A 23234-nucleotide genomic window follows, 5' to 3' on the forward strand; every position below is an offset into this window, starting at 1 on the left:
CCGCATCGATGCATGGAGAGCCTGAAAAACATGGAGAGAGTGGAGAGTCGGATGTCTTATGCGATTTACCCCGGCCTGCGGGACAAGACCGTCGTCGTCACGGGCGGCGGCAGCGGCATCGGGGCGGAAATGGTGAGCGCCTTCGCGCAGCAGGGCGCGCGCGTCCACTGCATCGATATCAGCGAGGCGGACACCGCGCGCCTGCGGCAGGCACTGGCCGCCGAGGGCCTGCCTATCACCTGCCACGTCTGCGACCTGCGCGACCTGGACGCCACCGCGGCGGTTTTCGCCCGCATCGCGCGCGACGGCGCGCCGATCGGCGTGCTGGTCAACAACGCCGGCCGGGACGACCGGCATCGGGTCGAGGCCATCACGCCCGCCGTCTGGGAGGACTGCATGGCCGTCAACCTGCGCCACCAGTTCTTCTGCGCCCAGCTGGCGGCGGCCAGCATGCGCACGGCGCAGGCCGGCGTCATCCTCAATATGGGATCGGCTTCCTGGCATGTGGCCGTGCCGGACCTTGCCGCCTACATGACGGCGAAGGCCGGCATCGAGGGCCTGACGCGCGGGCTGGCGCGCGACCTCGGCCGTGATGGCATCCGCGTCAACTGCATCGTCCCCGGCGCGGTGCGCACGCCGCGCCAGATGCAGCTGTGGCAGACGCCGGAGAGCGAGGCGCGGCTGATGCAGGGCCAGTGCCTGCCGGTGCGCATCGAACCGCGGCATGTGGCGGCCATGGCGCTGTTCCTGGCGTCGGACGATGCCGGCTGCTGCTCGGGACGGGAGTACTTCGTCGACGCAGGGACATTCGGCCTATGAGCGGCATCCATCCCACCTGCCTGTGGCCGCTCGCTGCCGGCCTCGGCGAGGGCCCGGTCTGGCACCGTGAGTCCGGCGCGCTCTACTTCGTCGACATCCTGGGCGGCAGCATCCATCGCCTGGCCGTGGCGACGGGCGTCACCACGACCTGGCCGCTCGCCGGCCGGCCGGGCTTTCTGCTGCCGTTCGCCGACGGCTCGTTCCTGTGCGGCATGCAGCATGGGCTCTACCGCTTCGATCCGGCCGACGGCTCGTGCCGCAAGCTGCTGGAAGTCGAGCCGGAGCTGCCGGGGAACCGCATCAACGACGGTTTCGTCGATCCCGCCGGGCGGCTCTGGTTCGGCACCATGGACGATGGCGAGTCGGCCGCGAGCGGGTCCCTCTACCAGCTCGGCGACGACGCCAGGCTGATGTGCCGCGACCAGGGCTATGTCATCACCAACGGCCCCGCCATGAGCCCCGACGGGCGCACGCTGTACCACGGCGACACCGTTGCGCGCCAGGTCTATGCCTTCGACGTCGGGCCGGATGGCGCCCTGTCGCGCAGGCGGGTATTTGCCCGGCCTTGCGGCGAGGGGTATCCGGACGGCATGGCGGTCGATGCCGATGGCTGCCTGTGGATCGCCATCTTCGGCGGGGCGCGGATCGAGCGCTGGTCCGCCGATGGCCGCCTGGCCGGCACCGTGCGCCTGCCTTGCGACCAGGTCACCAAGCTGGCCTTCGGCGGAGACGACCTCCGGACCGTCTACGTCACCACCGCGCGCAAGGGACTTGGCGCCGAGGCCCTGCAGCGGCAGCCGCTGGCCGGCGGCCTGTTCGCGTTCCGGGCACCCGTGGCCGGCCTGCCGCAGGGGATCTGCCGCGCCTGGCCCTGAACGCCTGGCTCAGCCCTGGCGGTACACGTCCGGCCGCAGGATCTCCATATGCGCCTGGGGCGCGTGCAGCGGCGTGAAGCCGAAGCGGGCGTAGAGCCCCGCCGCGGTCGACGTGACCAGGGTGAAGCGGCGCAGCCGCGCCAGCGCCGGGCAGGCCATCACGGCCTCCATCAGCCGGCGCGACACGCCCTGGCCGCGGTGGGTTTCGAGCACGAATACGTCGACCAGGTAGGCGAAGGTGGCCTGGTCGGTGATGACGCGGGCGAAGCCGACCTGCCGGCCCGTGGCGGATGGACCGTTGCACGGTGTCCAGGTCGATGCCGCGCGCCCAGGTCGAGCGGTTCGACAGGAAGTCATGGATCATCGGGATGTCGAGGCGATCCCGGTCGGTGGAGATGTCGATGGGCATGAGGGTCCGTATGGGTGAGGACGCGTCGAAGGCAACTCTTGCCTGCCGCCGCCTGCCGCCGCCTGCCGCCGCCTGTCGTGGCCATGGCACGCGGCCAGGCGGGCGTGGCGCTGGCGTACCATGGTAGCGCCACGCCCGCCCGCGATCCCGCCGGCCCCGTCCTGCGCGCGCGGGCAGGCATGGCATGGCATGGGGCGGACGGAGCCCGGCATCTTGACAGCGGAGCGGCAGTTCATCTAGTTTATTGGATAATTATTCCAATAAACTGGAAACCATGGATATCAATGCCACCATCGCGTCCCGCGTACGCGCGCTGCGCGAGGCGCAGGGCTGGTCGCTGGAGGCGCTCGCCGAGCGCAGCAAGGTAAGCCGCTCCACCATCTCGCTGATCGAGCGCGGCGCCAGCAGCCCCACCGCCGTGGTGCTGGAGCGGCTGGCCACGGCGCTCGGCGTTGCGCTGGCGTCGTTGTTCGAGCCGGCGCCGGACGATGGGGCGGCCGAGCCGTCGCCGCTGTCCCGCTCGCGCGAACAGGCGCTCTGGACCGACCCGGAATCCGGCTATGTGCGGCGCAACCTGTCGCCTGCCGTGCCGTCGCCGATCCAGCTGGTCGAGGTGCAGTTCCCGCCGGGGCAGCGCGTGGCCTACGACACCGGCATGCGTGACAGCGATCTGCACCAGCAGCTCTGGATGCTGGAAGGGGTGATGGAGTTGCGGGTCGGCGACGCGCCGTGGCGGCTCGAGGCGGGCGACTGCCTGGCGATGCGGCTGGACCGTCCCATCGTTTTCCACAATCCCGGGCGCAGGGCGGCGCGCTACCTGGTGGCGCTGAGCAAGCAACCCTTCCACGATCCGCGCGGCCGCTGAGGGCGCGCCGGCGAGAACCCGGCGCCAACACATCGCCCCGGCCATGCCTGCGCATCCACCACGGACCCACTATGGACCCCACTATGGACACCACCAGGGAACCCGCCATGGAATCCATCGTCCTGCGCCGGCTCGGCGCCGAGGAGGCAGCCGGCCGCGCCGGCGCGCTGGCCGACGTGCTGATCGATTGCGTCGAAGGTGGCGCCTCGGTCAGCTTCATGCTGCCGCTCTCCCGCGCCACCGCGCAGGCCTTCTGGCAAGGCGTGGCGCAGGGCGTGGCGCGTGGCGAGCGCATCCTGCTGGTGGCCGAGGACGCGCAGGGCGAGATCCTCGGCACCGTGCAGCTGATCACCGCGCAGCCGGAGAACCAGCCCCACCGCGCTGACGTGGCGAAGATGCTGGTGTGCCGCCGGGCGCGGCGCCGCGGCGTGGCCCGGCGCCTGATGGCGGCGCTCGACGCGGCGGCCCGCGCGGCCGGCAAGTCGGTGCTGGTGCTCGATACCGTCACCGGCGGCGATGCCGAGCGGCTCTACGAGCGCGCCGGCTGGCAGCGTGTCGGCACGGTGCCGAACTACGCGCTGATGCCGGACGGCAGCTTGTGCGGCACCACCTTTTTCCACAAGCAGCTTGCCTAGGACGTGGCTGAGACACCGGTCAGGGAAACCTGTCAGACTGTCGCCCATGATGGCGCGCCGCCATTGTCCGAGGACATCGCCATGGAACGTGAAGCCTTTGTCCAGGCCCTGACGCAGGAGGGCTACAGCGAATTCGTGCTGGTCACGCGCGAGGCCGGCGCGCTGGCAGAGCACAGCCACCCCTTCGAGGCCAAGGCGCTGATCCTGTCGGGCGAGATCGAACTCCTTGCCGCCGGCGAGGAGCGGCTGTACCGTGCCGGCGACGTGTTCCACCTCGCGGCCGGCCAGCCGCATGCCGAGCGCTATGGCGCGCAGGGCGTGCAGGGCGTGCAGTCCCTGGTCGGCCGCCGCTGAGGCGCCTGCCTGGTGGCATTTCTTTCCTCCCCCTTACCGCACATGGACAAACTGCTGGCCCTGAAGATGTTCGTCGAAACCGTGGACGCGCGCGGCTTTTCCGCGGCGGCACGGCGCCTGGAGGTGGCCACCTCCTCCGTCACCCGCACGCTCGACGGACTGGAGGCGGAACTCGGCGCGGTGCTGCTCAACCGTTCGACGCGCCAGGTCACGCTGTCCGAGGCCGGCGCGGCCTACTACCAGCGTGCGCGCGGCATCCTGGAGGCGGTGGCCGAGGCCGACGCGCTGGTCGCCGACCGCGGCGATGCCCCGGTGGGGCAGTTGCGCGTTTCGCTGCCGGTGGCCTTCGGCCGGCGTTGCATCGCGCCCTTCCTGGCCGGGTTCATGGCGCGCTACCCCCAGCTCGAACTGGAGGTGACCATGACCGATGAGATCGTCGACCTGCTGCGCGAGCGTATCGACGTGTCGATCCGCCTGGGCAGCGCGGCCTCCTACGACGACGTGGTCGCGCGCGAGATCGGCGTGTTCCGCCGGCGCGTGGTGGCGAGTCCGGCCTACCTGGCGCGCTACGGCATCCCGGCGGCGCCCGCCGACCTGGCCGACGCCGGTCGCGAGTGCCTGCGCTTCAGCTATGGGGCCAGCCAGCAGGTGTGGACCTTCGGGCGCGGCGACGAGGCCATCCAGGTGCCGGTCGGCGGGCGCTCGCGCAGCAACAATGCCGAGGTGCTGCACGAACTCGCCCTGGCCGGCAGCGGCATCGCCCTGCTGCCGGACTGGATGGTGGACGGCGACATCGAGGCCGGGCGGCTCAGCACGCTGTTCGCGGACTGGACGGTCAATCCGAACCAGGCCACCTCCGCCATCACTGCGCTTTACCTGCCCAGCCAGCGCGGCTCGCGCCGCATCGCGGCTTTCCTCGATTTCCTTGCGCAGCTGCCGGGGCCGACCGGGCAGGCCGCGGCGGTGCCCTGAGCGCTGGCGGGTCCGGGGCGCCACCGCCGGCTCAGCCGCCGAGGCGGCGTGCGAAGAACGACAGGATCTCGTCGCGCGCGCGCAGCGTCGGCTGTCCCGCTTCGTCGATCAGGTGGGCGGTCACCACGCTGTGCGGGCTGCCCACCACCTGGGCGAAGAAAGGCGGCGGGGCCGGATGGGCGGCGCTGTCCGGCAGCACGCGCGCGACGAAGCGCTCGCCCAGCGCCTCGCGGAAGGCGGCGAAGCGCTGGGCCCGGCAGTGGCGGTCGCCGTCGAAGCGGTAGGCCAGCACGGTCAGGTCCTCGCGCTCCAGGCGCTTCCGCACCGCCGCCAGTTCGTCCGGCGCCATGCCGGTGCCGGCCGGGTCGTCGAGCGGCAGCGAGGGCTGGCACATCACCGGCGCCAGCATGGCCGGCTCCAGCATCATCGACAAGGCGAAATTCCCAGTGAAGCACATGCCGATGGCGCCGACCCCGGGGCCGCCGCATTGCGCGTGCGCCAGCCGCGCCAGCGCGCGCAGCCACTGCATGGCCGGGCTCGGCGCGCCGCCCGCCAGGGCGCGGAACTCGGCGCTGACGCAGGCCCGGCGGAAGGTGGCGATGCCCTCCTCGACCTGCGGCAGCGCGCCGTCGCGCCCGAACAGCGAGGGCATGTAGACGGTGAAGCCGGCCGCGCGCACCCAGCGGCTGAAGCGCGCCACCTGCGGGCTGATGCCCGGCATCTCGGTCATCACGATCACGGCGGGTCCACTGCCGGTCACGTGCACGACCTTGCTCACGCCGTCCAGCGTGATGCGGCGCGGTTCGAAGTCGTCGAGCGGATCGTCGGCCTGCGGGTCTCGGGGCGTTTCCATCGGTCTGTCTCCTGGTGGATGGCATGGGCGCGCCGGCTGGCGCGCTGCTTGTATTGGAGCGTTCGCAGGGGCAGAATGGCAGCGTCTGAAATGACTCGTTTCAAGCGAAATCCGACATGCACGATTTCACCGTCGTGATCCTCGAAGGGGCCTATGCCAGCAGCGTCGCGGTGACGCAGGACATGCTGGCGGCGGCCGCGGCGCTGGCCCCCCGGGCGGGCGTGGCCGCGCCGCGCTGGCGCCTGTGCTCGCTCGCCGGCGGGCCGGTGCGGCTGCAGGGCGGGCTGTCGGTGCAGACCGCGCGGCTGCCGGCGCGCGCGGGCCGGGACCGCTCGCTGTGGGTGCTGCCCGGGCTCGGGCTGGCCACGCCGGCGGCGCTGCGGGCGCGCCTGGCCAGCGCCGAGGCGGGTGCGGTGGCGGCCGCGCTGGCGCGCCACGCCGCGGCCGGCGGCACCGTGGCCGCCGCCTGCTCGGCGGTGTTCCTGCTGCGCGATGCCGGCCTGCTGCAGGGGCGGCGCGCCACCACCTCGTGGTGGCTGGCGCCGCTGCTGCAGGCGATGGCGCCGGCGTGCCGCGTCGATGCCGACCGCATGGTGTGCGCCGACGGTCCGGTGACCACCGCCGGCGCGGCCTTCGCCCAGACCGACCTGATGCTGCACCTGCTGCGCGAGCGCTGCGGCAGCGCGCTGGCCGAGCAGGTCGCGCGCATGCTGCTGGTCGACGGCCGCCAGGCACAGGCGCCCTTCATCGTGCCGGAGGCGATGGCCAGCGGCAACGACCTGGTGGCGCGCCTGGCGGCCAGGGTCGAGGCGGCGCTGCCGGCGCCGCCATCGGTGGCGGAACTGGCGCGGGCCTTCTGCATGTCCGAGCGCACGCTGGCGCGCCATGTGCAGAAGGCCACCGGCAAGAGCACGCTGGCGCTGGTGCAGAGCGTCAGGCTGCGGCGCGCCAGGGCGTTGCTGGAGGGCAGCCGGATGACGGTGGAGCAGGTGGCCGAGGCGGTCGGCTACCAGGATGCGACGGCGTTGCGGCGCCTGATGCGCAAGGTGGCGGGGGCCAATCCGGGCCGCTTCCGCCAGGCGGGGGTAGCGGCGTAGTGGTTGAGTCGTGGTGGCGGCGTGGGGCGCCGGCTCAGTCCTGCGGCGTGGACTCCAGACCGTCGATATCGAAGCCCTGGGCGGCCAGCCGTTCCACCAGGGCCTGCAGCCGCGCCGAGTCCACGTGCGGGGTGCGCGACAGGATCCACAGGTACTGGCGTTTCGGTTCGCTGACGGCGGCCAGCGTGTAGTCGGGGTCGAGGTCGATCACCCAGTAGTCGCCCCAGACGAAGGGCAGGAAGCCCAGCCATGCCGGCGCGAAGCGGACCTGCAGGCGCGCCGAGGCGGCGCCGCCGACCTGGCGCGCCACGCCGTCGGCTTCGCTGGTGCCACCGCTGCGGTTGCTGCAGCGGTTGGTGATGGCGAGCTTGCCGCCGGCGGCCAGCGCGTAGGTCGCGGTGGCGTGGCCGATGCACTCGCGCTGGAAGGGGTTCGGATACCTGGCGATCTCATACCAGGTGCCGAGATAGCGCTCGACCGCGAGTGCCGGTACCGGCTGCAGCGGCGCCGCGGCCTGCTCGGCGGCGTGCGCGGGGCCCAGCCACAGCAGCGCGGCGCAGGCGAGCAGCGGGATCCGGAAAGACGACATGTAGAGGCTCCTTGGGCGGGACAGGCGCACGGCACCGGGGGCCGGTGCCGTGCGCCGCCGCAACGATAGCACCAGTCGCCGCGGGCGGGCACCGCGCCGGTGGCGGCGTGCTAGAGTCTGCGCAGGAACCACGACGGGTGCATGACGGATGCATGACGGCACAGGCGGGCGCACATGAAGACGCTGCTGATCATCTACCACACGATGACGGGAGGCACCCGGCAGATGGCCGAGGCGGCGGCCGCGGCGGCGCGCGCGCAGGCCGGTGTCGAGGTCAGGCTGCAGCGCGCGCAGGACACCGTCGCCGAGGATGTGCTGGCGGCCGACGGCTACCTGTTCGCCACGCCGGAGAACCTCGCCGCCATGTCGGGCCTGATGAAGGATTTTTTCGACCGCTGCTATTACGCGGCGCTCGACCGCGTCAACGGGCGGCCCTACGCCGCCATGATCTGCGCCGGCAGCGACGGCCAGAACGCGCTGCGCCAGATCGACCGCATCGCCACCGGCTGGCGTCTCAAGAGCGTCGCTGCCGGGCTCATCGTCTGCACCCATGCGCAGACGCCCGAGCGCATCCTCGCGCCCAAGACCGTCGAGGCCGATGACCTGGCGCGCTGCGCGGAGCTGGGCGCGGGCCTGGCGGCGGGCCTGGCGCTGGGCGTGTTCTAGCCGCGCCCGCCGCGCCCGCCACTCCCTGCGCCGGACGGGCGCGGCCAGCCGGATTCAGCCGGCCAGGGCCATCCCGGCGTTCTCTTCGGCCGGTGCCGGCAGGGCTTCCACCATCACCGGCACGCGCGGGGCGACCGCGCACATCAGCTCGTAGCCGAGCGTGCCGGCGGCCGCCGCCACGCGGTCGATCGGCACGTGCCGTCCCCACAGTTCCACCGGCGTGCCGACGCCGGCCGCCGGGCAGTCGCTCAGGTCGACCGCGAGCATGTCCATGGAGACGCGCCCGACCGTGCGGCTCTCGACCCCGTCGACCCATACCGGGGCGAAGTGCCCGGCGTGCGAGGACGCCGTGCGCGGGTAGCCGTCGGCATAGCCGCAGGCCACCACGCCGATGCGGCGCCGCGCGGGCGCGACGTAGTGCGAGCCGTAGCCGACCGCCTCGCCGGCCGGCACGTCGCGCACGGCCAGGATGCGGCTGCTCAGGGTCATGGCGGGCTGCAGGCCCTGCGCGGCCACGTCCTCCCAGCGCCCGGCGGGCGAGGCGCCGTAGAGCATGATGCCGGCGCGCACCCAGTCCATGCGGCTGCCGGCATGCCACAGCGTGCCGGCCGAGTTCGCCACGCAGGCGGCGCCCGGCAGCCCGTGCGTGGCCGCGTGGAAGACCGCCATCTGCGCGGCGATGCCCTTGTCGCCGTCGGCGTCCGAGAAGTGGGTCATGTGCGTGACCGAGCGCACCGCCTCGATGGCCTGCAGGCGCCGCCAGGCGGCACCGTAGCCGGCCGGGTCGAAGCCCAGGCGGTTCATGCCGGTGTTCAGCTTCAGGCAGACGTCGAGCGAGCGCGGGGCAAGGCGGCGCGCGCGCGAAGCGTCCTCCAGCAGGCGCAACTGGGCCTCGTCATGCACCGTCGTGCTCAGGCCGAGCTCGCCCAGCCGGTCCACGTCGGCGGCGTCGAAGAAGCCTTCCAGCAGCAGGATGGGTTTGTTCCAGCCCAGCGCGCGCAGCCGCGCCGCCTCGGCGGGTTCGAGCAGGGCGAAGCCGTCGGCCGCGCGCAGCGCCGGATAGGCGCGCTCGATGCCGTGCCCGTAGGCGTCGGCCTTGACCACCGCCCAGACGCGCGAGGCGGGCGCCGCGCGGCGGGCGGCAGCGAGGTTGGAGGCGAGGGCGGGGAGGTGGATGGTGGCGGTGATCGGGCGCGGCATGGGGGCAGGGGCGGGTCGATGGCGGTGGGGCTGTTTCCAGCAAACCACGCTATCGTATGAGCAACCAGGCAGGCATTGTTTCCAATTTGATCTGGAAAAACAGGAAAGCTTGCTGCGCCCCCGGGCGCCGCCAACCTGCCGCCTGTGCGCCGGCAGCCGGGATCGGGCGGACGCCCGCCTTTGTATCCGCCATGTACCTGCCTGTGCGCCATGCGGCAGTCCGGCGCGGCGCTGTCTTACGCGCCGTTACCGCTCGGTTACGGCCGCTTAAATAGGCACGGAGTGCCGTCCAGTTCGGCCCTTGCGCCGCGCCCCGGCTGGCTAGCATGCCTGCCTGGGCCGGCAACGGCGCAATCGTGACAAGGAAGGAGGGCCGGATGCGTTTCGCCTTTGCCGGCTTCGATCTATGGTGCGGCGTGTTCGACGCCTTCGTCGCCGCGGGCTGGCAGCCGCTGGCCGTGTTCACCATGCCGGTCGACAACCGCCAGGATTTCAACGAGGAAGTGGTGGCGCGCGCGCAGGGGCACGGCGTGCCGGTGCGCATGTCCGCCATCCGTGCCGACGATCTGCGTGTCCTGGCCGAGCAAGGCTGCGAAGTGCTGGTGGTGGCCGGCCATGCCTGGCGCGTGCCGGACTGGCGCGCGTACCTGCGCCATGCCGTCAACTTCCACCCCTCGCCGCTGCCGGAGGGGCGCGGGCCTTATCCGCTGTTCCGTGCCCTGCTGGAAGCGCGCCGCGCCTGGGCCGTCAGCTGCCACTGCCTGGCCCCCGAATTCGACGCCGGCGAGATCCTGGCGGCGGAACCGGTGGCGCTGTCCGCGGAGGAGTGCCACGAGACCTTCCAGCTCAAGCTCCAGCTCGCCGCCGCACGCCTGGCCGGCCGCGTCGCGCGCGACTTCGCCGGCCTCTGGCAGGCCCGGCGCGCGCCTGCGGGCCGCACGAATGCATCGCGCCGGTCCTCGGCGGAGCGCCGCTCTATGTGCGGCGCGCCGCCGGCTGGGCCGAGCCCCATGCCTTCGAGCCCGGCACGATCGTGCATCACTACCGGCGCAAGCTGGTGGTGGCGGCGCGCGACGGCTTCGTCGCCCTGCTCGAATGGAGCGCGCTGCCGGCCGCCGCGCGCCACGGGCTGGGCACGTAGGGCGCGGGGCGCGTTCTGCACACTCCGCTCGCGCCGTCCGTCCGCGCACGCTGCGGCCCGCTCCGGTGCCGCCGGCCGCAGCGCCAATCCTGGCGTGCGCCGTAACGAAAATGTTTCTGCGTAACGTTACACGCCACATCGATTCCGCCCTGCCGGGGCGCGCACGCCGCCCGTGGCGTCGCCTGCCCCGCCGCCGCCTTCCCGCGCCAAGTCCTTGATTTTTCGGCCGTCGGCCTCGGCCGGATGCCGTGCGCGCGTCGCCGCCCACCGGCGGCCGGCACGCGGGCATGGGCTGGCACGTCTCCTGCGCTGTCCGCACGCCGACCGGCCCGGCCCGCTACCCGCTGCGGACCGGCCGCCGGCATCTCGGAGACGCAGCGGCATGGTGCCGCCGCGCGACGACAACTCATCGAAAAAGGACTAGTACATGAACAAGCTGCAATCGTGCTGGAAGGTGGCCGGCCTCGCCTTCGCAGCATCGGTTTGGGTCAATGCGGCACAAGCGCAGTCCGTCTCGCTGCCGGCGCTGCCGGTCGGCGACGTGCTGGCGCCGGTGACGGGCGTGGTCGGCACTGCCACCGGCGCGCTGGGCAGCGTACCGGTGCTGGGCAGCGCGGCGGCCCCGGTCACCGGCGCGGTCGCCTCCGTGGTCAGCGCCGTCAGCGGCGCCGCCAGCGGCTCCGGCGGCCTGCCTATCACGCCGATCACCAGCGTGCTGAGCACCGCGACCGGCGCACTCGGCAACGTACCCGTGGCGGGCAGCGCGCTGGCGCCGGTGACGGGCGCGGTCAATGGCGCGGTCAATGGCGTGCTCGGCACCGTGGCCGGCACGGCCGGCGGCAATGCGGGCAACCCGCTGGCCGCGGTGACGGGCCTGGTCGGCACCGCCACCGGCGCACTGGGCAATGTGCCGGTGCTGGGCAGCGCGCTGGCGCCGGTGACGGGCGCGGTCAATGGCGCGGTCAATGGCGTGCTCGGCACCGTGGCCGGCGCCGCCGGCGGCAATGCCGGCAACCCGCTGGCCGCGGTGACGGGCCTGCTCGGCACCGCCACCGGCGCGCTGGGCAATGTGCCGGTGCTGGGCAGCGCCATCGCTCCGGTGACCAATGTGGTCAACGGCGTGGTGGGTACCGTGGCCGGCGCGGCAGGCAGCAATGCCGGCAACCCGCTGGCGGCAGTCGGCGGCGTGGTGAAGACCGCGACCGGTGCACTGGGCAACGTGCCCGTGCTGGGCAGCACCCTGGCGCCGGTCACGGGCCTGGTCAACGGTGTGGTCGGCACCGTGACCGGCGGCGCCGGCAGCACCACGCTGGTGGCCCGCGCGCTGTAAGCGGGATGCGGGACGCCCGCGCGGGCGTCCCGCCGGTGCCCCGGCTGTCGCCACCTGCGGTAGCCGGGGCGCGCAAGAATGCGAATGCGAGTCACGCGCGTTCGGATTCGCCGCACGGGGTTATTGCGTGGCGGCGCGCCGTCCTGTCTTATGCTGCGATGAAAGAGACAGGGGACGCACGATGCCGCCGACATGCCCGCAGCCAGGATTGCGCCGACGCTTGCCGCCTCCGCAGGCGGCGCTGGTCATCGCGATCGTGCTGGCGCTGGCGATGTTCCCGCCATCGGCCCGCGCAGTGCTGCCCGACGAGATCCAGGTCTACACCGGCGACATCAATGCCCCAGGCCAGCTCGGCCTGGAGTTGCACGTCAATACCACGCCCAGCGGCATCGGCACGCCCAGCTATCCGGGCGAGGTCACCACGCCGCATGGCTGGCGCTATACCGCCGAGTTTTCCTACGGCCTGACGCGTACCGTGGAGTTCGGTTTCTACATCCCCACCACGCTGACGCGCGACAACACCTTCTATGTCACCGGCCCCAAGCTGCGCGTCAAGTGGATGCCGCTGCAGCCGCAGGACGGTGTCGGCAGCTTCGGCGGCATCAACGTCGAACTGGCCCATGTGGGCCCGCGTTTCGAGGCCTCGCAGAACGCACTCGAACTGCGCCCCATCTATGGCCACCAGGACGCGCGCTGGCTGTGGGCGGTCAATCCGGTGCTGGACTGGAACCTGTCCGGCACCGCCCGCAGCGGTGTGCCGGACGCCGCGCCGGGCGTCAAGGTGGCGCGCACCGTGGCGCGCGGACTGGCTGCGGGGGTCGAGTACTACGCCGACCTCGGGCCGGTCAACCATCCGCTGCCGCTGCACCAGGAGCAGCACAGCGTCTACCTGGCCTTCGACGTCGATCGCAAGCCCTTCGTCTTCAATTTCGGCATCGGCCGTGGCCTGACGCGCGCGACCGACCGCTGGACCTTCAAGTGGATCTTCGAGATTCCGCTCGGCTGAGGTAAGCGGCCAGGCCGGCGCCGGCGGGCGGCATGCCGCGCCGCATCATGCCTGGAGCGGGGAGGCCTGCGTGGCGGCACGCGCGCAGCGTGCGCCGGCGCCGCCGTGCGCGGCTTTCTCGCGGCGCCGGTTGTTGGCAGAATGGGCGGATCGACGACGCTACGCTCTTTGCTGCCATGGACCATGCACCCGCCGCCCCTGCTTCCAGCCGCCCGCCCGACAGCTCCGGGCCGGCCGATGATGGCGCGCTGACGCGCGGCCAGCGCATCGGCCGCGACGTGGTGGCGGGCTGTTCGATCGCCGGCCTGCTGCTGCCCGAGGCGGTGGCCTATGCCGGCATCGCCAACCTGCCGGCGCAAGCCGGCCTGATCGGGCTGCTGGTCGGCCTGGTGGCCTACGGCATCGTCGGCACCAGCCGCTTCGCGGTGGTCTCGGCCACCTCGTCCTCGGCGGCGGTGCTGGCCGCGGCGACCTTGTCCATGAGCGGCGCCGATGCCGGCCAGCGGCTCGCGCTGGGCGCCGCGCTGGTGGCGCTGGCCGGCGTGTTCCTGATACTGGCCGGGCTGGCGCGCCTGGGCGGCATCACCGATTTCATCGCCAAGCCAGTGCTGCGCGGTTTCACCTTCGGGCTGGCCATCACCATCATCCTGAAGCAGGTCGCCGGGGTGGCCGGCGTCCACCCGGCGCACAATGACCTGCCGCGCTTCTGCTACGAATTCCTGCAGGTACTGCCGGCGTGGAACCTCAACGCCCTCGCCGCCTGCCTGGCGGCGCTGCTGGTGCTGTTCGCGCTGGCGCGCTGGCGCCGGGTGCCGGGGCCGATGGTGGTGATCGTGCTCGGCGTCGCCGCGGCTTATGCCACCGACCTGAAGCACTTCGGCATCGGCCAGGTCGGCGCCATCGACCTGGCCGACCTCCGCCTCGGCCTGCCCGACCTGCCGCGCGCGCAGTGGCTGCGCCTGGGCGAGCTGGCGATCGCGCTGGTGCTGATCCTGTACGCCGAGTCCTACAGTTCCATCCGCAGCTTCGCGCTCAAGCACGGCGACAGCACCCAGCCCGACCGCGACCTGGTCGCGCTCGGCCTGGCCAACCTCGGCTCGGGCGTGCTGCACGGCGCGCCGGTCGGCGCGGGTTTCTCCGCCACTTCCGCCAACGAAGCCGCCGGCGCGCAGTCTCGCCTGGCCGGCTGGTGCGCGGCCGCCGTCATCGCGCTGATCGTCGCGCTGCTGCTGCCGCAACTCGCGCTGACGCCCGAGGCCGTGCTGGCCGCCATCGTCATCCATGCCGTCAGCCATACGCTGCGGCCGGCCGTGTTCCGGCCCTACTGGGCCTGGCGGCGCGACCGCCTGCTGGTGATCGCGGCCTGCGCCGCGGTACTGCTGCTGGGCGTGCTGGACGGGCTGCTGGTGGCGATCGGCGTCAGCCTGGCGCTGACGCTGCGCAGCTTCTCCGAGCCGCGCGTGAGCCAGCTCGGGCGGCTCGACGGCGGCCACGACTATGTCGATATCGCCGCCCACCCGGAGGCGCAGCGCCTGCCCGGCGTGCTGATCGTGCGGCCGGAGGCACCGATGTTCTTCGCCAACGTCGAGCGCATGCTGGCCGCGGTGCGGCACCTGCGCCAGGCGGCCGACGAGGGGCTGCATACGCTGATCTTCAGCCTGGAGGAGTCGCCCGACATCGACGGCTCGACCATCGAGGCGCTGGAAGTGTTCGCGGCGCAGGTGGCCGCCGACGGCCAGCGCCTGCTGCTGGTGCGCCTGAAGCCGCCCGTGCTCGACGTGCTGATCCGTGCCGCCTCTCCGGCCCTGCCGCGCGAGTCGCTGCACGACCTCAGCGTGGACGAGTGCGTGCGCTCGCTGGGGGCGGCATCCGCTTAGGCGCCGCCGTGCGAACGGGCGGCCTGGAAGGCCAGGTCCGCCCGCGTGCGCCGGATTCCGCCTACTTCGCCAGCAAGCCGGACAGCGGCTTCTGCGACAGGAAGATCGAGCTCAGCTCATCCTGCGTCAAGGCGCGGTTCCACATCGCCAGGTCAGAGAAGGCCATCTGCATGGGCTTGTCTGTCGTGGCGAGGCTGGGATTGTAGGAGCCGGCCTTCTGCCCGTTCTTGGCCATGTAGAACTTGCCGGTTCCATCCTCGCCCAGGCCGAAGCCGACTTCGCTCGACTGGTTCACGCCGGCCAGTGCCGCGGCAACCATGCCGGCGGCGAATGCATGGGTCTGCGATTGGCTGCCCAGGATGGGATCGAACACATAGCCCGACATGGTCTTGCCGCCGACATCGACCACCAGCGCGAAGTACACCCACTGGTTCTCGCTGAAGGGGATGTACGGGCTGTTGGTGTCGGTGCGGTGGGAGCCGTCCGCGACGTTGAACTCCGCGCCGCATCCGAACATGCTGATGATGATGCCCGCGGTGCCGCCGCTGGTAGCGTAGCCCGTCTTGTTGCTGAAGATGGGCTCGCCGACCGTGTTGGTGCTGCACGCCGGAGCCTTGTACCAGAAGCCGATGGAGAAGGCGCCACCGCTGGCCACCGCGCTGTTCACCACGTCCTGCGAAGAGGATTGCGGTGTCAGCCGGTAACCGTCGTAGCCGGCGGCATTCGCGATATTGGTATCGATGAACAGGCCATGGCCGCCCAGCGGGTCGGCGGTCATGGCGCCGCCATTGGCATCGGCCGCCCACGGTCCCATCGTGCTGTGGCCGAGCGCATCGACCGGCGCCGTCAGTTGCGGGTCCTGACCGAAGGGGTAGTAGACCGTCAGCCCGTTGACCAGGGTGGCGGCGAGGGGGACAGGGGGTTGCGCCTTGATGTACGAAATCTGAGGCGTGAGCACGGCGCGGGCCGCCGTGCCAGCGATCACGGCATAGCTGAAGCGGTATTTGCCGGTCTGCAGTTCGGCCCGGTCGGCGAGCGGGTCGGTGTACGTCGTCGTGCCTGCGGGCAGCTTGGCGATCTCCTTGCCATCGCGCATGAGCGTGATGGCCGCGCTCGCGGGCGCGCTCCAGGCCAGCACGGCCCGGGCCCGCGTCGTGTTGTCCTCGGCAATCTGGACGGCAAGCGTCGGGGGTTGCGCGCCGATCAACTGGGCGCCGTCCATCGCGTAGTCCGGATTGGCCGGCGTCTTGTTCAGATGGGCGAGGATCGTGGGGGTCACGTCCGCGATGCTGGCGTACCGATACAACCCCGCGACGGTTGCCGGCAGCGCCGGGGTCGATCCCCGCTGGCCATTGTTCTCGTCCTGGTTGACGGCGATGAACGCGGCCGACTGCGGCACCTCGGGCAACCCGTCGGCGCGGCCATTGGCATTCAGGCCGTGGCTCGAGGCCACGACCACCAGCCACTGGCTGTCGGCATGCTTCGCCGTTTCCGACAGGAGCGTGCCGACCGCCGCGTCCAGTCGGGCAAGCGCCTGCGCGTATTGAGACGAAGCCAGGCCATCGTTCAGCGCCACGTCCTCGGCGGAATGGTACTGGGCGACGACGGTCGCGTAGTCGCCCCTGCCTATCATCTGGATGGCATTGCGCGTGACGCAGTCGTCCGGGTTGGCGTCCTGGGCGCAGCTGGCCAGCGTGTCCAGCGCGCCCGCGGCATGATCGGGCGCCAGCAGGGTCGCCAGCGGTGCCGAGGCGACCGCCGCCCCTGTCCGGCTCGTGCCGGATGCCTTGGCCAGGCTGAACAGGGTCGGCACGGCGGGCTTCTGGCCGGGCGCGATCGCGAAGATCCGATGCCGGCTCGCCCAGGTGCCCGTCAGCAGCGTCGCCCATCCGGGTGCATCCAGGTTCGGCTGCTGGCTCACGTCGTTGAGTACGCCGCCGCTGTAGGCGAGCTGCGGCCGGAGTCTGGCGAGATTCGGCAACTGGCCCGAGGCGATGCCCTGGCGCAAGGCGTCGTAAGTGACACCGTCAAGATCGACGAGCAGCGTGCGCCTGGCCAAGGTGGTCGTGGACGCCGAGGGAGTGCCGGTGCCGGGCACAGGCAACTCGGCGGAGGCGGTCTTGTCGTCGCTGCTGCCGCAAGCCGTCAGGGCGCCGCCGATCAGCCCGGCCAGGGCCAGGGAACCGGCGAGCCGGGCCAGCGGCCGGCGACGGGGTGCCGGGCGTTGGCGCGCGGTGGCGGCGTGGTCGGCGCACCCGTGCGCCGCGGCCGGCGTCTGCGGGCCGGCGCCCGCGCGCAATGCATTGCTGTGGATGGTCATGTCGTGGAATAGCCAATAGGGGAAGATGGGAGACCTTGGAGTCCGTCGTGGGGCGCAAGGCCGGCCCGCCGCGGCATGGGCGGCGGGCCGGCCGGGCATCGTCGCTATGCGCCCATGCCCATGGCCGGGTCCGAGACGGAGTCCTTGCCGGTTTCGATCCGGCCGGCGAAGCGGCGCTTGAACGTCGGCGATACGCTGGTGCTCACGCTGAAGTCGTACCAGTTGCCGCTGTTGGCCACCGGCCAGCTCAGTTCGCCCACCGAGTTCGGTGCCACCGAGAGCGACCACGGGCCGTCCGTGTGATACGCGTTCGCGGCGACGGTGAAGGTGCAGGGCTGGTTGCCCCGGTTGTGCAGCTTGACGCTCACCGAGGCGTTGTCGCACGGTTGGTAGCAGACCTGGATCTCCGGATTCACCGCGCCCGTCGTCTCGCTCAGGTCGCCGACGAACTCGCGGTGGTAGCCATTGGGTCCAAGCACCCAGAGGTGGTACCTGCCGTGGTCGGCGACGGGAAGTGTCCAGCTGCCGCTCAGCGACTTGTTGGCTTCGACCAGGTAGCGGCGCGGGATGAGGTCCAGGTGCAGCTTGTCATAGACATGGAACAGCGCGCCCACGCCGCCGGTGCTGGCGTTGACGAATTCCAGCGTGACAGCACCCGCCTGTGCATTCGGATGCATGGTGGTGTGCAGCTCGTAGGGCAGCGCGCGCGACGGCCGCGTGCCGGCTGCCTGGGCGGGCAGGGCGGAATCGGGCGTGGCGCCAGGCACGGCAATGGCGGACTTCGCGCTCTGCGCGATCGCCAGGGCGTCGACGCCGACCTTGGTGGTGCGGCCCGGCAGATCCGGCACCAGGGCGGCATTCGGGTTGACGAAGTCGAAGCACGAGGTGAGGTCGCCGCAGACGGCGCGGCGGTAATTGCTGATCTGGGGCTCGATGACGCCAAAGCGTTTCTCGAGGAACATCAGCGTCGATGTGTGATCGCAGATCTGCGAGTTGACGAACCCGCCGCGGCTCCACGGAGAAATCACGAGCATCGGCACGCGCGGACCCGGGCCATACGGGCGGCCGTCTGCCGCCGGCTGCTTGCTCGTGGCGGGCGTGTACGTGTGGTACTCGGGCGCCATATCGCTGTCCGACAGCGTGCTGCCGCCCGCGAGCGTGCCATCCGGATTGCGCGACGGCGCGCTCGGCGGAGGCAGGTGGTCGAAGAAGCCGTCGTTCTCGTCATAGTTGACCAGCAGCACGGTCTGGCTCCAGATTTCCGGATTCGCGGTCAGGGCGTCCAGGATCTGTTGCACGTACCAGCCGCCCTGCGCCGGGCTGGAGGGCCCCGGGTGCTCGCTGTATTGCGACGGAGGAATGATCCAGGAGACCGACGGGAGCGTGCCGTTCTGGATGTCGTTGCGGAACGTCTCGAGCAGGCCTTCCGGCATGGTGTTGCCGAAACCCTTGGCCAGCGGGCTCAGTGCATCGTCGATATCGGGGTTGTAGGCGGGTCCGGCGGCCGTCGGCGACTGCGCCAGGCTTTCTGTCGCTACATACACCGGCCGGCGCGTCGAGGGCATCTGCTCGATGGCCTTGCGCCAATGGCGGAAGCCCATCATTTCATTGCAGCCGAAGTTGTCGATCAGGCTTTGATAGACCTTCCAGCTGACGCCCGCGCGTTCCAGGCGATCGGCGTAGGTGGTCCATGTCCAGCCGGAGGTGGAGGCTCCGATGTCGTTGCCGCCGTTGAACTCATTGACCAGCGCGGCGACCCCCACGGGCGCGTTGGTGTCCGGGTCCAGTCCGCTCGGACCATTGGTGCCGGTCCAGTAGAACAGGCGGTTGGGGATCGTGCCGGTGTGCATGCCGCAGTGATAGGCATCGCATGCCGTGAAGGCATCGGCGAGCGCGCGCTGGAACGGCACTTCCGCGGTGTCGTAGTAGCCCATCGAGAGCGGCGTCTTTGCGTTCGGCCAGGCCGCCATCCGGCCATGGTCCCAGGCGGCCTGCGCATCGTTCCACGTGTGCGGCGTGCCGCCGGCACGCTGTGCGTTGCCTGCGTTCCCGTCGAGGTGATAGGGGATGAGCGTGCTGGCCCCGTAGGACTGGTAGAAGATGCTGGGGGCATTCGCCGAGGGAACCGGGAAGCGGTCTCCGTAGCCGCGCATGCCCTTGTGCGTGCCGAAATAGCTGTCGAACGAGCGGTTCTCCAGCATCACCATCACCACGTACTTGACGTCCTGGATGGTGCCGGTGGCGTTGTTGGCCTCGATGGCCAGCGCGCGCCGGATGCTTGGCGGGAAGGAAGAGAGCGTCGCGATGGCGGCGGCGGTGCCGAGGGAGGAGCGCAGGAACTTGCGCTTGGAAGGATTGAAGGTCATACCGGATGAACGATGGTGGGTGGCTCGGACAAGGCTGGGCGTACCGCGGTCAAGGTACCGGCGCGCAGTGCGTCGTGGTGCAGGCCGCCGGAGTCACGTCGCCGGTGTTTCCGGGGTTGCCCGGGGAAGGGGGCGCCGTCGGGTTGTCGCCGCCGCCGCAGCCGCCCAGCAGCAGCACGATGCACAGCGCACCAATGCCCAGCATGGATCGGCCTGTTTCTTGATGTGTAGGGATCGGTCTAGTCATGAGATGGGTCAGTTGCAGTCCGAGCGCGGATCGTTGCGATGGGCTTCGTGGTCAATCGAGTTGTCGCCATGCACGGGTCTTGCGACAACAGCGGGGCGTCCCTGGAGCAGGCTCGGCTGCGAGGGAAAGACTGTTCCGGTACGCTTCAGGAGTTCTTGCCGATGCCGCGCGAGGGCGTTTGCATCGGCTATGTCGGGCTACGCGGGCATGTCGTGACGCGAGTCGTCGATCTCGCCCGGCATGCCATGGCGCTCAGCAGAGGTGCATCTCCACGCCCGCGCGCTCGCACAGCGCTTGCAGGTCGGCGGGGGCGTCGGCGTCCGTGAAGAAGTGGTCGACCTGTTCGAGGCTCGCCACCCTGCAGGGCGCGTCACGCAGGAACTTGCCGCTATCGGCAAGCAGCAGCCTGCGGTGGCTATGCGTGAGGAGGACCTGCGACAGTTCCGCTTCGTCGGGCTGGAATTCGTAGAGGGTGCCGTCGGCGCTGACGGCGCCTACGCCGAAGACGGCGAAATGCGCGCGGAACTTGCGCAGGAAATCGAGCGTGGCGCTCCCCATCACATCGCGGTCGGCGGGCCGCAGCCTGCCGCCGGTCACCCAGGTCTCTATCCCAGGCTTGTCGGCCAGAACCCGTACCGCATCCATGTTGTTCGTCACCACGCGCAGCGGCCGGTCCGGAGGCAGGGCTCGCGCGAACTCCGCCACCGTGGTGCCATAGCCGAGAAAGACGGTCGCGTCGTCCTGCATGAGACCGGCAGCCGCCTGCGCGATACGGCGCTTGCGTTCGACCTGGACATTGCTTCGCTGCAGGAAGCTCTGGTTGTGCTGGTGGGTCGGCAGGCTCAGCCCGCCATGCACGCGCCTGACCAGGCCTTGCTCATCGAGGTCGTTGATGTCGCGACGGATCGTCTGGCTGCTCACGTTGAAGCGGTCGGCCAGTTGCTCCGTGGTCAGCCGGTCCACTTCGTGCAGCCAGTCGAGGATGTCTCGCTGTCGTCGGTTCAGGCCCATTTGTTCATTCGCTCATGATTTGTGTTCGAATGAAAATCTACCTGCCAAATGTGACGAAGAAATGATATCTGCCGAGAAGGCGTGGGCAGCTTACGTAACCTGCACATGCCATGGGCAAGCGTTGGCATGCGTTGCGGTCGAGCTGGAGCGCCTTGCGCATGACAAGGCCGACGTGACCGCGCAGATGCCTGGCGGGATGGTCGGGGGGACGATGATCGAGCGCTGCGTTCCGGTCCGGGGCAGGCGCATGGATACCGCTGTCCTGTGCGCTGCGCAGCGGTGGCATGCTTGGTGAACTCCCGCGCTCGCGGCGGATCTTCAGTGGCCGTTCCGGCCAGAGAAGACTCTTCTTTCCGCGACATCCATGAAGCACGACTAGCCACCCTTGCAAGTGATCGGATAGCTTCGTGGTTTCGGGAATACCCTTCGCAGGACCCCGCCAGCAATTTGAACTAAGCCGCATGGATGACCATCCCATCCAAGTCCGATCCGATATAGTTAAAAAAATTGCAGGCTGGGGATCGGATTGGTCGGGAGGCCCGGGATGAAAGCTCGTGCGAGGTATTGGATTGCCTTCGGCGCTGCATTTGCACTCCTGATCGCCGCGCTTCCTCAGAGCGGCATGGCAGTACCGGCCTTCGCCCGCCAGACCGGCATGGCCTGCGTCGCTTGCCACGTCAACTTCCCGGAGCTCACGCCATTCGGGCGGTTCTTCAAGCTGACCGGCTATACCCTGTCGAACAATCGGACTATCCCGCTCTCCGCGATGGTTCAGGTTTCAAGAACATCGTCCCGAACTGTCGATCAGGCTAATTTCGACTTCGTTCGCAATGACGATCTCGCGCTGCAGCAGGCAAGCGTTTTCCTGGCAGGCCGCATCTTCGATCACGTGGGCACATTCACACAATGGACTTATGATGGCATCGCCCACCGCGCCGCGCTTGACAATACCGATATCCGGGCGGCATGGCACCTGGCTGAAAACGATATTGATTTCATTTACGGCGTCACAGTCAATAACAACCCCACCGTGTCAGACGTGTGGAACAGCACGCCGGCGTTTGGCTTTCCATTCGCGTCGAGCAGCGTCTCCGTCACGCCCGCCGCGAGTACGCTGATTGATGGCGGGCTGGCACAGCAGGTTGCGGGTCTTGCCGCCTATGCCTTCTGGCAACGCAGCGTCTATGCCGAATTCGGCTTCTACCGCACGGCTGACGGAGCGCTCTCCGTCTTCCGGACCGGGCAGGACATCAACACCCCCGGAGGGGTGGCGCGCCTGAGCGGCGCAAGCCCGTATTGGCGTCTCGCCTACAACCACGAATGGGGCGCCAATTCCCTGATGCTCGGCACCTTTGGCATGATCGCGGATCGCTATCCGGATAACACCTTGCCGGGTACGCCGACAGACCGCTTCAGCGATTACGCACTCGACGCGCAGTATCAGTACCTGACCCTGCCGCACGCCTTTACAGCGCAGGCCGCATGGATCTACGAAAAACAAAACTGGCGCGCGAGTTTCCCCAGTGGTGGTATCGGTGCCGGTCCGACCCCGGCCAATCCGACAGACCATCTCACGACGTTCAAGGCCAGGGCTTCCTATATGTACCAGCGCAAGTACGGGGGTACCCTGGCGTACTTTTCCACGACTGGAAACGCCGACCCCGGTCTTTACGCACCAGCGCCGGTGACAGGCAGCGCCAATGGCTATCCGGATTCGCGCGGGCTGATCTTTGAGCTGGACTATCTGCCCCACCCGCAGGTCAAACTGGCATTGCAGTACACCTGGTTTCTCAAATTCAATGGGGCGCATGCCAACTATGACGGCAATGGCAGGAATGCCCAGGACAACAACACCCTCTATTTACTGGCCTGGTTCGCGTTCTAACCGATTAGCGCGAAGGCGATTCTTCCTGACGATGAGGAGAGCATGAGCCATATCTGCGTCGTTCGCCTGTCAAGAGCTGTCGTGCTCGGCGTGGCCACTGCCGTGCTGACGATCCCGGTGACGTGCGCGGCAGATGGCGCGAAGCTTGCCTCGCAGTTATGCGCAGCTTGCCATGGCGTGCACGGTCACAGCGAATCGCCCATGTTCCCGCGGCTCGACGGGCAAACATCCGAGTATATCCAGGCGCAGCTCAAGGGATTCCGCCACCATGAGCGAGGCGAGACCGATGCTCGCTCCTATATGTGGGGAATCGCCTCGCAACTGGATGACGACACTATTCGTGCTCTAGGTGACTACTACGCCAGCCAGAAGGCGCCGCCGGGTGGTGCGGGCGAGACTGAGATCATGGCCAAAGGGAAAGCCATTTTCGAACAGGGCCTGCCGGACAAGGGGGTCCCCCCCTGCGCTACTTGCCACGGTGCCCAGGCCCAGGGCAATAGCTTGTTTCCACGACTGGCCGGACAGCATCAGTCCTATCTCGTTCGCCAGATCGAGGTATTCCGCAGCGGTGCCCGGGGTAACGCGCCAGTAATGAGCGCGGTAGCACATCAACTCAGCGTCGAGCAGGCACAAGCCGTCGCAGCCTATTTGCAGGCACAGTGACGCGCGAGTCGGGGTAGTCCGCCACCGGCAGCGGACGCCTGCAAGCGGTGCGGC

Annotated in this window: 22 protein-coding genes; 14 read left to right on the top strand and 8 right to left on the bottom strand. The window is 69.9% G+C overall.

The annotated features are described in order from the left end of the window. The first annotated feature begins 51 nt into the window (after positions 1-51). Together BKK81_RS23065 and BKK81_RS23070 are read left to right on the top strand one after the other, a co-directional pair. Positions 52-819, top strand: a complete 768-nt coding sequence (locus BKK81_RS23065; protein WP_071018020.1) for an SDR family NAD(P)-dependent oxidoreductase — start codon at positions 52-54, stop codon at positions 817-819. Next, positions 816-1694, top strand: coding sequence for an SMP-30/gluconolactonase/LRE family protein (locus tag BKK81_RS23070; RefSeq protein ID WP_071018021.1), 879 nt, complete (start codon positions 816-818; stop codon positions 1692-1694). Before BKK81_RS23065 ends, BKK81_RS23070 begins: the two co-directional genes overlap by 4 nt. Before the next feature lie 9 nt (positions 1695-1703). Here the strand turns inward: BKK81_RS23070 and BKK81_RS23075 are convergent, their stop codons facing one another. Continuing rightward, positions 1704-2051, bottom strand: a complete 348-nt coding sequence (locus tag BKK81_RS23075) for a GNAT family N-acetyltransferase (protein WP_335582887.1) — start codon at positions 2049-2051, stop codon at positions 1704-1706. 326 nt (positions 2052-2377) lie between these two features. Here BKK81_RS23075 and BKK81_RS23080 point away from each other — a divergent pair, with 326 nt between their 5' ends. The 4 genes from BKK81_RS23080 (at position 2378) to BKK81_RS23095 (ending at position 4929) form a co-directional block, all read left to right on the top strand. Next, positions 2378-2968: a helix-turn-helix domain-containing protein gene (locus BKK81_RS23080; RefSeq protein ID WP_071018023.1), complete on the top strand. Its 591-nt coding sequence runs from the start codon at positions 2378-2380 to the stop codon at positions 2966-2968. 107 nt (positions 2969-3075) lie between these two features. Then, positions 3076-3603: a GNAT family N-acetyltransferase gene (locus tag BKK81_RS23085; protein WP_071018025.1), complete on the top strand. Its 528-nt coding sequence runs from the start codon at positions 3076-3078 to the stop codon at positions 3601-3603. A gap of 81 nt (positions 3604-3684) precedes the next feature. After that, the gene (locus BKK81_RS23090) at positions 3685-3957 is read left to right on the top strand and encodes a cupin domain-containing protein (RefSeq protein WP_071022111.1); all 273 of its coding nucleotides are present in this window, start codon (positions 3685-3687) and stop codon (positions 3955-3957) included. A 42-nt stretch (positions 3958-3999) separates the two neighbouring features. Continuing rightward, on the top strand, positions 4000-4929 hold the full coding sequence (locus BKK81_RS23095; RefSeq protein ID WP_071018027.1) for a LysR family transcriptional regulator: 930 nt from the start codon (positions 4000-4002) through the stop codon (positions 4927-4929). Between the two features lie 31 nt (positions 4930-4960). Here BKK81_RS23095 and BKK81_RS23100 read toward each other — a convergent pair whose 3' ends face one another. Continuing rightward, complete coding sequence (locus BKK81_RS23100; protein WP_071018029.1) at positions 4961-5782, bottom strand: dienelactone hydrolase family protein; 822 nt, start codon at positions 5780-5782, stop codon at positions 4961-4963. A 116-nt stretch (positions 5783-5898) separates the two neighbouring features. Between BKK81_RS23100 and BKK81_RS23105 the strand changes: the two genes are divergently transcribed. Beyond that, positions 5899-6879 (top strand): GlxA family transcriptional regulator, encoded by a 981-nt coding sequence (locus tag BKK81_RS23105; protein ID WP_071018031.1) that lies wholly within the window; start codon positions 5899-5901, stop codon positions 6877-6879. A 34-nt stretch (positions 6880-6913) separates the two neighbouring features. Here BKK81_RS23105 and BKK81_RS23110 read toward each other — a convergent pair whose 3' ends face one another. Further along, positions 6914-7468 (bottom strand): lipocalin family protein, encoded by a 555-nt coding sequence (locus BKK81_RS23110; protein WP_071018033.1) that lies wholly within the window; start codon positions 7466-7468, stop codon positions 6914-6916. Positions 7469-7642: 174 nt separating this feature from the next. Here BKK81_RS23110 and BKK81_RS23115 point away from each other — a divergent pair, with 174 nt between their 5' ends. Continuing rightward, complete coding sequence (locus tag BKK81_RS23115) at positions 7643-8134, top strand: flavodoxin family protein (protein ID WP_071018034.1); 492 nt, start codon at positions 7643-7645, stop codon at positions 8132-8134. Between the two features lie 54 nt (positions 8135-8188). On the opposite strand, the gene alr is transcribed toward BKK81_RS23115, so the two are convergent. Next, complete coding sequence (gene alr, locus BKK81_RS23120) at positions 8189-9334, bottom strand: alanine racemase (protein ID WP_071018036.1); 1146 nt, start codon at positions 9332-9334, stop codon at positions 8189-8191. A 377-nt stretch (positions 9335-9711) separates the two neighbouring features. Between alr and BKK81_RS23125 the strand changes: the two genes are divergently transcribed. From BKK81_RS23125 to BKK81_RS23140, 4 genes are all read left to right on the top strand, one after another. Continuing rightward, positions 9712-10599: a formyltransferase family protein gene (locus BKK81_RS23125; protein WP_231908201.1), complete on the top strand. Its 888-nt coding sequence runs from the start codon at positions 9712-9714 to the stop codon at positions 10597-10599. Between the two features lie 303 nt (positions 10600-10902). Further along, positions 10903-11805, top strand: coding sequence for a hypothetical protein (locus BKK81_RS23130; RefSeq protein WP_071018038.1), 903 nt, complete (start codon positions 10903-10905; stop codon positions 11803-11805). 271 nt (positions 11806-12076) lie between these two features. Further along, positions 12077-12811 carry a hypothetical protein gene (locus tag BKK81_RS23135; protein WP_071022114.1) on the top strand — a complete coding sequence of 245 codons (735 nt, stop codon included), beginning with the start codon at positions 12077-12079 and terminating at the stop codon, positions 12809-12811. A 176-nt stretch (positions 12812-12987) separates the two neighbouring features. Further along, on the top strand, positions 12988-14688 hold the full coding sequence (locus BKK81_RS23140; RefSeq protein ID WP_071018040.1) for a SulP family inorganic anion transporter: 1701 nt from the start codon (positions 12988-12990) through the stop codon (positions 14686-14688). 61 nt (positions 14689-14749) lie between these two features. Here BKK81_RS23140 and BKK81_RS23145 read toward each other — a convergent pair whose 3' ends face one another. The 4 genes from BKK81_RS23145 to BKK81_RS23155 all read right to left on the bottom strand — a co-directional run bounded on the left by BKK81_RS23145 (position 14750) and on the right by BKK81_RS23155 (position 20632). Continuing rightward, positions 14750-17008, bottom strand: coding sequence for an alkaline phosphatase family protein (locus BKK81_RS23145; RefSeq protein WP_156811427.1), 2259 nt, complete (start codon positions 17006-17008; stop codon positions 14750-14752). 104 nt (positions 17009-17112) lie between these two features. Next, positions 17113-19374, bottom strand: a complete 2262-nt coding sequence (locus BKK81_RS23150; protein ID WP_071018042.1) for a phosphocholine-specific phospholipase C — start codon at positions 19372-19374, stop codon at positions 17113-17115. A 49-nt stretch (positions 19375-19423) separates the two neighbouring features. Beyond that, entirely contained in the window at positions 19424-19579 is a 156-nt protein-coding gene (locus BKK81_RS36115; RefSeq protein WP_167366700.1) for a hypothetical protein, read from the bottom strand. A 294-nt stretch (positions 19580-19873) separates the two neighbouring features. Beyond that, entirely contained in the window at positions 19874-20632 is a 759-nt protein-coding gene (locus BKK81_RS23155) for a DeoR/GlpR family DNA-binding transcription regulator (protein WP_071018044.1), read from the bottom strand. Positions 20633-21287: 655 nt separating this feature from the next. On the opposite strand from BKK81_RS23155, the gene BKK81_RS23165 reads away from it, so the two are divergent. Together BKK81_RS23165 and BKK81_RS23170 are read left to right on the top strand one after the other, a co-directional pair. Then, positions 21288-22517 carry a cytochrome C gene (locus tag BKK81_RS23165; RefSeq protein WP_156811540.1) on the top strand — a complete coding sequence of 410 codons (1230 nt, stop codon included), beginning with the start codon at positions 21288-21290 and terminating at the stop codon, positions 22515-22517. Positions 22518-22559: 42 nt separating this feature from the next. Beyond that, positions 22560-23180, top strand: a complete 621-nt coding sequence (locus tag BKK81_RS23170) for a c-type cytochrome (protein ID WP_071018049.1) — start codon at positions 22560-22562, stop codon at positions 23178-23180. Positions 23181-23234 lie beyond the last annotated feature (54 nt).

Origin of the sequence: Cupriavidus sp. USMAHM13, assembly GCF_001854285.1 — a bacterium.
Lineage (GTDB): Bacteria > Pseudomonadota > Gammaproteobacteria > Burkholderiales > Burkholderiaceae > Cupriavidus > Cupriavidus malaysiensis.

What these genes read in the sequence shown, in the direction of transcription:
- BKK81_RS23065 (WP_071018020.1), top strand. Translation starts at nt 52, where the DNA reads ATGTCTTATGCGATTTACCCCGGCCTGCGGGACAAGACCGTCGTCGTC.
- BKK81_RS23070 (WP_071018021.1), top strand. Translation starts at nt 816, where the DNA reads ATGAGCGGCATCCATCCCACCTGCCTGTGGCCGCTCGCTGCCGGCCTC.
- BKK81_RS23075 (WP_335582887.1), bottom strand. Translation starts at nt 2,051, where the DNA reads ATGACTTCCTGTCGAACCGCTCGACCTGGGCGCGCGGCATCGACCTGG.
- BKK81_RS23080 (WP_071018023.1), top strand. Translation starts at nt 2,378, where the DNA reads ATGGATATCAATGCCACCATCGCGTCCCGCGTACGCGCGCTGCGCGAG.
- BKK81_RS23085 (WP_071018025.1), top strand. Translation starts at nt 3,076, where the DNA reads ATGGAATCCATCGTCCTGCGCCGGCTCGGCGCCGAGGAGGCAGCCGGC.
- BKK81_RS23090 (WP_071022111.1), top strand. Translation starts at nt 3,685, where the DNA reads ATGGAACGTGAAGCCTTTGTCCAGGCCCTGACGCAGGAGGGCTACAGC.
- BKK81_RS23095 (WP_071018027.1), top strand. Translation starts at nt 4,000, where the DNA reads ATGGACAAACTGCTGGCCCTGAAGATGTTCGTCGAAACCGTGGACGCG.
- BKK81_RS23100 (WP_071018029.1), bottom strand. Translation starts at nt 5,782, where the DNA reads ATGGAAACGCCCCGAGACCCGCAGGCCGACGATCCGCTCGACGACTTC.
- BKK81_RS23105 (WP_071018031.1), top strand. Translation starts at nt 5,899, where the DNA reads ATGCACGATTTCACCGTCGTGATCCTCGAAGGGGCCTATGCCAGCAGC.
- BKK81_RS23110 (WP_071018033.1), bottom strand. Translation starts at nt 7,468, where the DNA reads ATGTCGTCTTTCCGGATCCCGCTGCTCGCCTGCGCCGCGCTGCTGTGG.
- BKK81_RS23115 (WP_071018034.1), top strand. Translation starts at nt 7,643, where the DNA reads ATGAAGACGCTGCTGATCATCTACCACACGATGACGGGAGGCACCCGG.
- alr (WP_071018036.1), bottom strand. Translation starts at nt 9,334, where the DNA reads ATGCCGCGCCCGATCACCGCCACCATCCACCTCCCCGCCCTCGCCTCC.
- BKK81_RS23125 (WP_231908201.1), top strand. Translation starts at nt 9,712, where the DNA reads ATGCGTTTCGCCTTTGCCGGCTTCGATCTATGGTGCGGCGTGTTCGAC.
- BKK81_RS23130 (WP_071018038.1), top strand. Translation starts at nt 10,903, where the DNA reads ATGAACAAGCTGCAATCGTGCTGGAAGGTGGCCGGCCTCGCCTTCGCA.
- BKK81_RS23135 (WP_071022114.1), top strand. Translation starts at nt 12,077, where the DNA reads ATGTTCCCGCCATCGGCCCGCGCAGTGCTGCCCGACGAGATCCAGGTC.
- BKK81_RS23140 (WP_071018040.1), top strand. Translation starts at nt 12,988, where the DNA reads ATGGACCATGCACCCGCCGCCCCTGCTTCCAGCCGCCCGCCCGACAGC.
- BKK81_RS23145 (WP_156811427.1), bottom strand. Translation starts at nt 17,008, where the DNA reads ATGACCATCCACAGCAATGCATTGCGCGCGGGCGCCGGCCCGCAGACG.
- BKK81_RS23150 (WP_071018042.1), bottom strand. Translation starts at nt 19,374, where the DNA reads ATGACCTTCAATCCTTCCAAGCGCAAGTTCCTGCGCTCCTCCCTCGGC.
- BKK81_RS36115 (WP_167366700.1), bottom strand. Translation starts at nt 19,579, where the DNA reads ATGCTGGGCATTGGTGCGCTGTGCATCGTGCTGCTGCTGGGCGGCTGC.
- BKK81_RS23155 (WP_071018044.1), bottom strand. Translation starts at nt 20,632, where the DNA reads ATGGGCCTGAACCGACGACAGCGAGACATCCTCGACTGGCTGCACGAA.
- BKK81_RS23165 (WP_156811540.1), top strand. Translation starts at nt 21,288, where the DNA reads ATGGCCTGCGTCGCTTGCCACGTCAACTTCCCGGAGCTCACGCCATTC.
- BKK81_RS23170 (WP_071018049.1), top strand. Translation starts at nt 22,560, where the DNA reads ATGAGCCATATCTGCGTCGTTCGCCTGTCAAGAGCTGTCGTGCTCGGC.